Source organism: Synechococcus sp. CS-1328 (genome assembly GCF_025128095.1).
In the GTDB taxonomy this organism is placed as follows: domain Bacteria; phylum Cyanobacteriota; class Cyanobacteriia; order PCC-6307; family Cyanobiaceae; genus CBW1002.
In genome coordinates this window covers 183,258-194,597 of record NZ_JAHLYT010000048.1, presented here as the reverse complement: position 1 = coordinate 194,597, position 11,340 = coordinate 183,258, and the positions used below count along the sequence as shown (strand labels likewise).

Here is an 11,340-nt window from a genome sequence, read left to right as displayed (position 1 = left end):
TCACTCAGCGGCAGGGGCAGCCGTGAGCAGGTTCACCCCGGAGAAGGCCAGGGCGATGCCGAACAGGGTGCCGATCGCCCAGAGGCTGTCAGCCGGCCATTCGGCGATCAACATCACGCCCAGGATCGCCGTGACGATGCCATCCACTAGCACCAGGCTGCGGGCCGGAGCCGCGCTGCCGGCCGCCGCCGCCAGCTCCATCACTCCCTCAAACGCCAGCAGGAAGCCCACGAACAGGGTGAGACTCACTTCGCTGCTCACCGGGAAGAACAGAATCCACACGCCACCGGCCAGATAGAGCAGGCCCGAAAGACTGCGTAGCAGCTTGGCCTGGGTGGTGGGCACGCCACCGATGCGCAGAAACTGAGAGATGCCGGCCGCAATCGCCACACCACCGATGCCGATGGTGAGCAGGGTCGCGGAGACGAAGGGCAACACGATCGCCAGACCGGCAGCTGCAAACAGCAGTCCGGCGGTGATCCAGCGCAGCAGGGGGGAGGCGGGAGCAGCCACAACAATCAACAAGGGCGTCTGGGCAAACTAATCGCGGCCATCGCGAGTTTCGGTGTTCAAATCCCGATGCAACTGTCGCAATCCATCACAGAGCTCTCGCTGCGCGCCAACTCCGCGCAAGGTTGAGTGTGATGCCGGCCCGGTGCTGTCCGCATGCTCGAGCTGCTGCCCCCCCTCAACGATCACAACCTGCCCTGGATGGACACGATCCATCCGATCGTTGTCCACTTCGTGATCGCCATGGCGGTGATCAGCGTGATCTTTGATTTCATCGGGGTGTTCGCCAGGAAGCCCAACCTGTTTGAGGTGAGCTTCTGGAATCTGCTGGTCGCCACCGTGGCGATCTTCGTGGCGATCATCTTCGGCCAGATCGAGGCGGGTCTGGCCTCGCCCTACGGCGCCTCGCGCGACATCCTCAATCTGCACAGCACGATCGGCTGGTCTCTGGCCGCCGTGCTCGCGGTGCTGTCCGCCTGGCGTTATGTGATCCGCAGCCGGGATCCCCGCAGCCTGCCCCTGCCGTTTCTGGGTGCCGGCGCCGTGCTCAGTGTGCTCGTGGCCGTGCAGGTCACCCTCGGCAACCAGCTGATCTGGATCTACGGCCTGCACACGGTGAAGGTGGTTGAAGCCCTGCGCGCCGCCCAGATCTGATGGCCCTTCTCTACCTGCCCGAACCACCACCGATCGAGCAGATTGCTGCACGCCTGGGGCCGAACGGGCTGCCCTATGCGATTCCAATTCACCCCACGTTGGTGCATTTCACGATCGGCCTGTTCGTGATCGCCATTGCCTTTGATGTGGTGGGTGCGCTCTACCCTCTCGAGAAGCGTCTGTTCCGCTTCCTGGCGCTGCCGATCACCCGCTCCGGCTTTCACGATGTGGGCTGGTACAACCTGCTGGCCTGTGCGGTGCTCAGCTTCTTCACCGTGGCGGCAGGCTTCGGCGAGATGCTGCTGGCGGTGCCGCTGCCCGATGTGACCAGCGCCCTTGGGTTACAGAGCATGGCCACCATGGTGTGGCACGGCGTTGGCGGCGTGGCTTTGCTGCTGGTGATCGTGGCGATGACGATCTGGCGGGGCCTGCAGCGCTTTCGCTGGCGCCAGGACCTAGGCCGCCAGGTGCAATGGAGCTACCTGCTGGTGGGGCTGGGCCTATTTGCGGTGCTGGGGTTGCACGGCACCCTCGGCGCCGAACTGGCCGCCGAATTCGGTGTGCACGTGACCGCCGATCAAATGCTGGCGGCGGGTCTCGCCCTGGGTGAGGGTCTGCCCTGATCACCATCAGACGCCTCTGGATGTCTTGCACCGTGCCATTCCGCCTCTAGCTCCCAAGCCTCTGCCAATTCCGCTTCGCCCACTCCAGATCCCTCCAGTCCAGATCCGCCCAATCCAGATCAGCCCACCCAGTCCAGTTCCGCCCAGTCCCGCCCCGCCATGACCAACCTCTCCGCTGCCAGCGCTGGCCCGCTCCGCCCCAGGACCCTGGGACTGGTGGCGATCGCGCTGCTGCTCGATGGGGTCGCCAGCCTGCGCATGGCCGACTGGTCGCACCAGTGGCTGCCGCTGCCCGCCTCAGCGGCGGCGCCCTACGTGGATGATCTCTTCGCCCTGGAAACGGGGATCGGCACCTTCATCTTTCTGGGGTGTGTGTCCGTGATCGGCTGGACCCTGCTGTTCAACCGGGCGCCCAAATACGACATGGACGACGGCGACCCGATCGAGGGGAACCTGCGCCTGGAGATCACCTGGACAATCCTTCCCCTGGTGATCGTGATGCTGATCGCCTGGCATGCCATCCGCGTCAGCGACACCCTCGCCACCCTCGGCGGCAAGGTGCGTGTCACGGGTACTGCCGAGGCCATGGCGCTGGCGAATTCTGGAGCGGAATCCAGCCGTTCCGTCGCCGCCGGCAGCTTCGGCCCGATCGAGGTGATCGGCCGGCAGTGGTCGTGGGAGTTCGTCTATCCCAACGGCGTGCGCAGCACCGAGCTGCATCTGCCGTTGAACCTGCGCTCCAGCTTTCACCTGATCGCCACGGATGTGATCCACGGCTTCTTCATCCCGGCCTTCCGGTTGAAGCAGGACATGATCCCCGGCAGCGTGATCGATTACAGCCTCATCCCCACCCGCGTAGGCCGCTACCGGCTGCGCGATTCGATGTTCAGTGGTGGTTACTTCTCCTCCAACCAGACCGACGTGGTGGTGGAAAGCGAGGCCGACTTCCAACACTGGCTGGAGCAGGCCGCCCGGCAGCCGCTGAAACCCGGTTACAACGAGGCCCGCCGGCTCTACGAGAAGCGACTGGCCGAGGGAGATCGCGGCTGGGCCACCGTGCCGCCGGCCCCACCACCCCTGGTGCATGTGAGCACCAATCCCGCCGCCGTTCATGTGTCCTGAGCCTGCCACCATGTCGTCCTCCGTCTCCTTCGATCCGCGGGTTCTCAAGACACCCCAGCCGGTGCCTGGAGCGCCGGACAACTGGAAGCGATTTTTCAGCTTCAACACCGATGCCAAGGTGATCGGCATCCAATACATCGCCACGGCATTGTTCTATCTGCTGGTGGGTGGCGTGCTGGCGATGATCATGCGGGGCGAACTGATCACACCAGCGGCGGATCTGGTCGATCCATCCGTCTACAACGGCCTCTACACGATGCATGGAACAGTGATGCTGTTCCTGTTCCTGTTTCCAATCCTCAACGGCTTCAACAACCTGTTGATCCCGCCGATGATCGGCGCGCCGGACATGGCCTTTCCCCGGCTGAACGCGGCGGCCTTCTGGCTATTTCCGGTTTTCGGCGTGATTCTGATGGCCAGCTTCCTGGTGCCCGGTGGACCATCGGGCTCCGGCTGGTGGGCCTATCCGCCCCAGAGCATCCAGAACCCCCTTGGCCACTTCATCAACGGCCAGTTTCTCTGGATTCTGGCGGTGGCCCTGTCGGGGATCTCCTCGATCATGGGGGCGATCAATTTCGTCACCACGATCATCCGCATGCGGGCCCCGGGGATGGGCTGGTTCCGCCTGCCGATTTTCTGCTGGACGGCGATGGCCGCCCAGACCATTCAGTTGGTGGGTCTGCCGGTGCTCACCGCCGGGGCGGTGCTGCTGCTGTTCGATCTCAGCTTCGGTACCAGCTTTTACCGACCGGAAGGGGGCGGCGATCCGATGCTGTATCAGCACTTCTTCTGGTTCTATTCCCACCCCGCCGTCTACGTGATGGTGCTGCCGGTGTTCGGCATCTTTTCCGAACTGTTCCCCGTCTACGCCCGCAAGCCTTTGTTCGGCTACAAGGTGGTGGCGATCGCCTCCTTCGGCATCACCGTGCTGAGCCTGATCGTGTGGGTGCACCACATGTTCTACAGCGGCACACCGCAGTGGATGCGCAACCTCTTCATGGTCACCACCATGCTGATCGCCGTTCCCACCGGCATCAAGGTGTTCGCCTGGATCGCCACACTCTGGCGCGGCAAGCTGCGGCTCACCACGGCGATGCTGTTCTGCCTGGGCGGCCTGGTGAACTTCATCTTCGCCGGCATCACCGGCGTGATGCTGGCCACCGTGCCGGTGGATATTCATGTGGGCAACACCTACTTCGTGGTGGGCCACTTCCATACGGTGATCTTCTCGACGATCACCTTTGGGATCTATGCCGGCATCTACCACTGGTTCCCCAAATTCACCGGCCGCATGACCTATGAGGGCCTCGGCAAACTCCATTTCGGGCTCACCTTCGTGGGTGCCCAGCTCAATTTCATTCCCATGCACTGGGCCGGGCTGATGGGCATGCCACGGCGGGTGGCGTCCTACGACCCGGAGTTCGCCTTCGCCAACGTGCTCGCCAGCCTCGGTGCCTTCCTGCTGGGGGTGGCGATGATTCCGTTCATCCTCAACATCGTCAGCTCCTGGGCGCGCGGACCGAAGGCGCCACCCAACCCCTGGCAGGCGATCGGGCTGGAGTGGCTGCTGCCCTCACCACCACCGGCCGAAAACTTTGAAGACGACGTTCCCACCGTGATCAGCGGCCCCTACGGCTATGGCCTGGGCAAGCCCCTGGTCGAGAACGAAGCGCACTATGTCGCCCGCGCCCTGGAGGCCTGATCGATGACCCTCTCCTCCCCTTTACCTGCCGACGATCCCGCCGCGGCTAGCGGGTCGCAGCAAGGCCATGCCAATCACACCCTGACCGGGTTCGTGATCTTTCTGCTCTCGGAGAGCGTGATCTTTCTGGCCCTGTTCGCCGGCTACATCGTGTTCAAGATGTCGTCGCCGGTGTGGTTACCGGCTGGGGTGGAGGGGCTGGAGATCCGCGACCCCCTGCTGAACACTGTGGTGCTGGTGAGCAGCAGTGGGGTGGCCTGGCTTGCCGAGCGTTGTCTCAAGCGCCAGAAGCTGGTGTCTTTCCGGCTGTGGTGGCTGCTCACGATGGCGATGGGCAGCTTCTTCGTCTATGGGCAGGCCGTGGAATGGCTCCACCTCGGCTTCGGTCTGGGCGATGGCATCTTTGGCAGCACCTTCTATGTGCTCACCGGCTTTCACGGTCTGCACGTGATCACGGGCATCCTGCTGATGGGCCTGATGCTGCAGCGTTCGTTCCGCCCCGGCAACTATGACAAGGGCGAAACCGGCGTGGTGGCCGTCTCGCTGTTCTGGCACTTTGTGGATGTGATCTGGATCGTGCTGTTCGTTCTGATCTACGTCTGGCAGCGCTCATGATCATCGACGACCATTTCTACGACGTTGTCATCGTCGGCAGTGGCGCCGGCGGCGGCACCCTCGCCGGTGAGCTGGCAGAGGCTGGACATTCCGTGCTGCTGCTGGAACGGGGCGGTCCGCTGCCCCTGTCCGAGCAGAACCTGGTCGATGTGGACCTGTTCCGCCGGCCCCGTTTTCACCCCGACGAGCCCTGGTTCGGCAGCGACGGCGATCCGTTCGCGCCGCAGATGGTCTACGCCCTGGGCGGAAACACTAAGATCTGGGGCGGTGCCCTGCAGCGGATGCGGGAGGCCGAATTCAGCGGGCTGCCCCTGCAGGAAGGGGTCGCCCCCGACTGGGAGCTGCGCTACGGCGACCTTGCCCCCTGGTACGACCGTGCCGAAACCCTCTACCGCGTCCATGGCCGCGCCGGTCTCGATCCGTGCGAACCACCACGCCAGGGCGACTATGCCCACCCGCCACGGCCTATCGATCCACTGCTGGAGCAGCTGCAGCACGGGCTGGAGCGGCAGGGGCTGCATCCCTATCCTTTGCCACTGAGCTGGTCCACATCAGCGCTGGATCCCAGCGGTGATGCCGAACGGTTCGGCATCGATCGGGCCGCCACACAAGCCGGCTTCACCCTGCGATACCGCGCCGAAGTGGAGGCGCTGCATGTCAACCCCAGCGGCACCGAGGTGCGTGGGGTGGAGGCCCTGATCGATGGCCAGCGCTGGCTGTTCCGCGGCCATCAGATCGTGCTGGCGGCCGGTGCGGTCAACACTCCCGCCATCCTGCTGCGCTCCCTCAGCGACCGCCATCCCGATGGTCTGGCCAACGGCTCCGATCAGGTGGGGCGCAACCTGATGAAACCGCAGCTGAGCGCCCTGCTGCAGCGCGCCAGCCAGCCCGGCAGCGGCAGCTACGGCCCCAGCCTGGGCCTGACGGATTACTACTGGGGCGATCGCAATGTGTCGTTCCCGCTGGGATCGATCCAGAACGGCGGCGGCGTGCTGCAGGACACGCTCTTCGCCGAATCACCTCCGGTGCTGTCGCTAGTGAGTCGTCTGCTGCCGGACAGCGCCCTCGAGTGGCTGGCCAAACGTTCCGTCTGCTGGTGGGCGATGAGCGCGGTGCTGCCCGATCCCGATAACCGCATCAGCCTGCGCAGAGGCGGCAGTCTGCAGGTGAACTACCTGGCCAACAACCTGGAGGCCCACGACCGGCTGGTGTACCGCTGGCTCGACACCATGAAGAAGGTGGAGGCCGATCCCGAAACCACGGTGGTGCAGGCGGCACCGGTGTATCCCCGTGGCGAGGCACCGCTGAGTGTGATGGGTCTGGCCTGCGGCACCTGCCGCATGGGCAGCGATCCGGCCCGGTCGGTGGTGGATCTCGATGGGGTCTGCCATCAGCTGGCCAACCTCTCGATCGCCGACGCCAGCATCCTGCCCGGTTGTCCGGCGGTGGGCCCGGGTCTCACCGTGATCGCACTGGCCCTGCGCCTGGCCGATCGCCTCAAGGCCAGCCTGCGATGAGCGAGGCCAGCTCCACATCGAACGCAACCGACGCCGACTCCAGCGAGGCGCGCCGCATCGCCGAACGGGATCAGGGGCTGGCGCCCTGGGACCTGTGGGGCTCCTATCTGCCGGATCGCCAGTGGGGCACCGTGCGGGAAGACTATTCCGCCGATGGTGATGCCTGGCGCTCCTTTCCCCACGACCAGGCCCGCTCACGCGTCTACCGCTGGGGAGAAGACGGTCTGCTGGGACTGTGCGATGCCGAGTGCCGACTCTGCTTTTCGGTAGCCCTCTGGAATGGCGTGGATCCGATCCTCAAGGAGCGGCCCTTCGGGCTCGGCAACCCCGAGGGCAACCACGGCGAAGACATCAAGGACTACTACTTCCACCTGGCCAACACACCTACCCATGCCTTCATGCGGGGCCTGTACCGCTATCCGCAGCGGGAGTTTCCCTACCAGCAACTGCTGGAGGAGAACGGCCGGCGCGGCCGCGATCAACCGGAATACGAACTGATCGACACGGGCATCTTCGAGGACGATCGCTACTTCGATCTCGAGATCACCTATGCCAAAGCTTCAGCCACCGACCTCCTGATCCGCCTGCGGGCCGTGAACCGGGCCAGTGTGGCCGCTCCCCTTACCCTGCTGCCCACCCTCTGGCTGCGTAACACCTGGAGCTGGGGGTATCCCGAAGAGGTGGAGCATCGTCTGCAGGCCAGCGGTGATGGTCTGATCAGCGAAGCCATTCCAAACCTGGGCCGCTATGGCCTGCGCTGCGGTGAAGCGGGTCGCTGGTTGTTCACCGACAACGAAACCAACCACGAGCGTCTTTACGGCAAGCCCAACCCAACGCCCTTTCAGAAAGATGGCTTTCATCGCTACGTGATCGCGGGCGAGACGGGCGCCGTCAACCCGGCCGGCAACGGCAGCAAAGCGGCGATCCTGCTGCAGCGCATGTTGGAGCCGGGCGAAGAGTGGGTGGTGGATCTGCGGCTGCAGGCCCTCGACGGCGAGTCCGGCGCGGCTTCTGCCGACCCGCTATCGCCGGATCAAGATCCAATGCCGCCGGATCCCTTTGGGGCGATGTTCTCGCGAGTGCTGAACCTGCGGGAGCAGCAGTGGCACGACTACTTCAACCAGTGCGCTCCCGGGCTTGGGGACGACGACCGGCGCATCTTTCTGGCGGCCTCAGCCGGTCTGCTCTGGTGCAAGAAGTACTACGGCTGGAGTGTGCTGCGCTGGCTGGAGGGAGATCCAACCCAGCCGGCCCCACCAGCGCAACGATGGAGCAGCACGACGGCCGAGTGGCAGCGGTTGCATGCGCACGATGTGATTGCCATGCCCGATGCCTGGGAGTATCCCTATTTCTGCCAGTGGGATCTGATGTTCCACGCGGTGGCCTTCGCCGGCATAGATCCAACCACCGCAAAAGAGCAGTGCCTGCTGCTGCGCAGCCCCCACTACACCGCCCCCAACGCCCAGACGCCGGCCTACGAATGGGCCCTGTCGGATCCGAATCCGCCGATCGGGGCCTGGGCGGCGATGCGCATCTTTCAGATCGATCGCAAGAACAACGAGGAGGCCGATTCAGCTTTCCTGGCCAGGTCGCTGCGCAAGTTGCTGCTCGAATACGGCTGGTGGGCCAACCGCAACGACCGCAGCGGCGACAACGTGTTCGACGGCGGCTTTCTGGGTCTCGATAACATCGCCGTTTTCGACCGACGCTTCCCCCTGGCCGATGGCAGCCACATCAAGCAGTGCGATGGCACCGCCTGGATGGCCTCACTCAGCCTCAATCTGCTGCAGATCGCGGTGGAACTCAGCCGCGAGCAACCAGACGTGGCAGATCTCTGCGAGCGCTTCGTGGTGGATTATGTACAGCTTGCCATCGCGCTCAATTCCCAGGACGACAATAGCGTGCTCAGCTGGGATGAGCAGGATGGCTTCTATTACGACGTGATCCAGCGGCCAGACGGCAGCTTTGATTATCTGCGCACCCGCTCCATCACCGGCCTGATTCCTTTGCTGGCCGTGACCAGTTTCGATGTGGAGACCGTGCTCCGTCTGCCGATGCTGGATGTACGCAACACCCTGGCCTGGCTGATTCATGAGCGCACTACCCCGGCCTGGGTGGCGGAGCATCTGGGCCTCTGGAACAACGACCGGATCTTGTTCGCCCTGGTGCCCCGGGATCGGTTGCAGCGCATCTGCGAACGGCTGTTCGACGAAGACGAATTTCTTTCACCCCACGGCATCCGTTCCCTCTCCAAGGTCTACGGCGAGCACCCTTACACCTATTGCGAAGCCGGCGAAAGCCAGACCCTCGCCTATGCACCGGCCGACAGTCCGGTGGCGATGTTCGGCGGCAATTCCAACTGGCGCGGGCCGGTGTGGGTGCCGATCAACCATCTGTTGATCGAGGCACTCCAGAAATTCGCCCACTTCTATGGCGACAGTTTCCAGGTGGAATTCCCGACCCGCTCGGGGCGCTGGCTGAATCTCTGGCAGGTCTCGCTGGAGCTGGAGAAGCGCCTGGTGGGCCTGTTCCGGCTCGGAGCCGATGGCACCCGGCCGTTCTGGGGAGACACGCCCAGCTTCCGCAACGATCCCCGCTGGCGTGACCTGATCCAGTTCAACGAATACTTTGATGGGGATCACGGCCGCGGCATCGGCGCCTCCCATCAGACTGGCTGGACAGCGATGGTCTGCAAGATGCTGGTGCAGCTGGCCCGCTACCCGGACAGCTGACTTGGACCATTGACTTGGACCATTGACTTGGACCATTGACTTGGACAACTGCTCTGGACAACTAACTGCTCTGGACAACAGATCAGAACTGCCGACTGATCACACCATTCCTGCCAGAGCATCCTCAGCTCACCGCACTTTTCCCTCTCCACCGTTTCCCCTGTTCCCATGGAGATGACCGGTCCGTCCCTGCACACTTCAGCCCTGCCTGATCCGCGCCAGTTGACGGTGAACGATGGCGATCACTTCGATGTGGTGATCATCGGCAGCGGCGCCGGCGGCGGCACCCTGGCCCGCCATCTGGCAACGAGTGGCCTGCGGATTCTGGTGCTGGAGCGCGGCGACTGGCTGCCGCAGGAACCCCAGAACTGGGATGCTGAGGAGGTGTTTCAGAAGGGGCGATACGTCTCGAAAGACACCTGGTTCGACAAGCGGGGCCAACCCTTCCAGCCCGGCAGTCACTACATGGTGGGGGGTGCCACGAAGATGTACGGCGCCGCCCACTTCCGCCTGCGGGAGCAGGACTTCGAGGCGCTGACCCATCACGACGGCCTCTCGCCGGCCTGGCCGTTGCGCTATCCCGACTTCGAGCCCTTCTACCAGCGGGCCGAGCAGATGTATCACGTGCACGGCCTGCGCGGCGAAGATCCCACCGAGCCGCCCGCCAGCGGTCCCTATCCCCATCCACCGGTGGCCCATGAGCCGCGGATGCAGCGGCTGGTGGATGATCTGCAATCGGCCGGTCTGCATCCATTTCATGCCCCCAGCGGCGTGCTGCTCGATGAAGCCAACATGGCCTTCAGCCGCTGCCGCAAGTGCAACTGCTGCGACGGCTTTCCTTGTCTGATGCACGCCAAGTCTGATGCCGAGGTGATCGGCATCCGCCCGGCCCTGGCCGCCGCCACGGTGTCGCTGCTGACCCGCGCCCACGTGCAGCGCCTGCGCACCGATGCCACCGGCCGCAGCATCACGGCGGTGGAGATTGAGCGGGATGGGGAGCCGTTGCGGGTGAGCGGCGATGTGGTGGTGGTGAGCTGCGGCGCCGCCAACAGCGCCCGGCTGTTGCTGCAATCGGCCAATGACCAGCACCCCCAGGGGCTGGCCAACGGTTCCGATCAGGTGGGCCGCAACTACATGTTCCACAACAGCAAGGCAATGGTGGCCCTGGCCCATGAGCCCAACACCACCGTGTTTCAGAAAACGGTGTCGATCAACGACTGGTATCTCGGTGATGCCGAGTTCGCCTACCCGATGGGCAATATCCAGATGACCGGCAAGACGAACGGCACGATCATGAAGGGCTACGCGCCTCTGGAAACCTTCCTGATGCCTGGCTGGTCGATGGATCGGATCGCGGCACACGCGCTCGATTTCTGGATCTCCTCGGAAGATCTGCCCCACCCCGAAAATCGGGTCACGGTGGATGGCCAGGGCCACATCCACCTCAGCTACACGCCCAACAACCAGAGCGCCGCCAAGCACCTCTCCGACAGGCTTACCGGCCTGCTGGAAAGCCTCTACCTGCGCAAGCATCTGGTGGAGCGCCAGATCTACATCAAAAGTGCCATGTCGATCGCGGCGGTCGGGCACCAGGCCGGCACCTGCCGCTTCGGTTCCGATCCGGCCAGTTCAGTGCTGGATCTGAACTGCAAGGCCCATGAGCTCGACAACCTCTACGTGGTGGACACCAGCTTCATGCCCAGCATCGGTGCCGTGAATCCATCCCTCACTGCCATCGCCAACGCCCTGCGGGTAGGTGATCACCTGATCGAACGGCTGCGCTGAAATCCCTGCGCTCGAAAGCACTCACTCGGAGATGCTTACTCACAGATGCTCACGCGAAGACAGTCACGCAAAACCATCAC

At 64.0% G+C, this 11,340-nt stretch carries 9 protein-coding genes; 8 read left to right on the top strand and 1 reads right to left on the bottom strand.

The window, feature by feature from the left end; translation table 11 throughout:
• A complete protein-coding gene (locus KQ310_RS09125) occupies nucleotides 1–513 on the bottom strand; it encodes an HdeD family acid-resistance protein (RefSeq protein ID WP_259721434.1) in 513 nt (170 codons plus the stop codon).
• A gap of 153 nt (nucleotides 514–666) precedes the next feature.
• On the opposite strand from KQ310_RS09125, the gene KQ310_RS09120 reads away from it, so the two are divergent.
• The 8 genes from KQ310_RS09120 (at nucleotide 667) to KQ310_RS09085 (ending at nucleotide 11,260) form a co-directional block, all read left to right on the top strand.
• Complete coding sequence (locus KQ310_RS09120; protein ID WP_259721433.1) at nucleotides 667–1,164, top strand: DUF2231 domain-containing protein; 498 nt, start codon at nucleotides 667–669, stop codon at nucleotides 1,162–1,164.
• On the top strand, nucleotides 1,164–1,787 hold the full coding sequence (locus KQ310_RS09115) for a DUF2231 domain-containing protein (protein WP_259721432.1): 624 nt from the start codon (nucleotides 1,164–1,166) through the stop codon (nucleotides 1,785–1,787). The genes KQ310_RS09120 and KQ310_RS09115 overlap by 1 nt, the downstream gene beginning before the upstream one ends.
• A 159-nt stretch (nucleotides 1,788–1,946) precedes the next feature.
• Nucleotides 1,947–2,909 (top strand): cytochrome c oxidase subunit II, encoded by a 963-nt coding sequence (locus tag KQ310_RS09110; protein WP_259721431.1) that lies wholly within the window; start codon nucleotides 1,947–1,949, stop codon nucleotides 2,907–2,909.
• A 10-nt stretch (nucleotides 2,910–2,919) separates the two neighbouring features.
• Nucleotides 2,920–4,611: a cbb3-type cytochrome c oxidase subunit I gene (locus KQ310_RS09105; RefSeq protein ID WP_259721430.1), complete on the top strand. Its 1,692-nt coding sequence runs from the start codon at nucleotides 2,920–2,922 to the stop codon at nucleotides 4,609–4,611.
• A 3-nt stretch (nucleotides 4,612–4,614) separates the two neighbouring features.
• Nucleotides 4,615–5,226 (top strand): heme-copper oxidase subunit III, encoded by a 612-nt coding sequence (locus KQ310_RS09100; protein ID WP_259721429.1) that lies wholly within the window; start codon nucleotides 4,615–4,617, stop codon nucleotides 5,224–5,226.
• Nucleotides 5,223–6,743 carry a GMC oxidoreductase gene (locus KQ310_RS09095; RefSeq protein WP_259721428.1) on the top strand — a complete coding sequence of 507 codons (1,521 nt, stop codon included), beginning with the start codon at nucleotides 5,223–5,225 and terminating at the stop codon, nucleotides 6,741–6,743. The genes KQ310_RS09100 and KQ310_RS09095 overlap by 4 nt, the downstream gene beginning before the upstream one ends.
• Nucleotides 6,740–9,475, top strand: a complete 2,736-nt coding sequence (locus tag KQ310_RS09090) for an MGH1-like glycoside hydrolase domain-containing protein (RefSeq protein WP_259721427.1) — start codon at nucleotides 6,740–6,742, stop codon at nucleotides 9,473–9,475. Before KQ310_RS09095 ends, KQ310_RS09090 begins: the two co-directional genes overlap by 4 nt.
• 174 nt (nucleotides 9,476–9,649) lie before the next feature.
• Nucleotides 9,650–11,260, top strand: coding sequence for a GMC family oxidoreductase (locus KQ310_RS09085; RefSeq protein ID WP_259721426.1), 1,611 nt, complete (start codon nucleotides 9,650–9,652; stop codon nucleotides 11,258–11,260).
• Nucleotides 11,261–11,340: the final 80 nt, after the last annotated feature.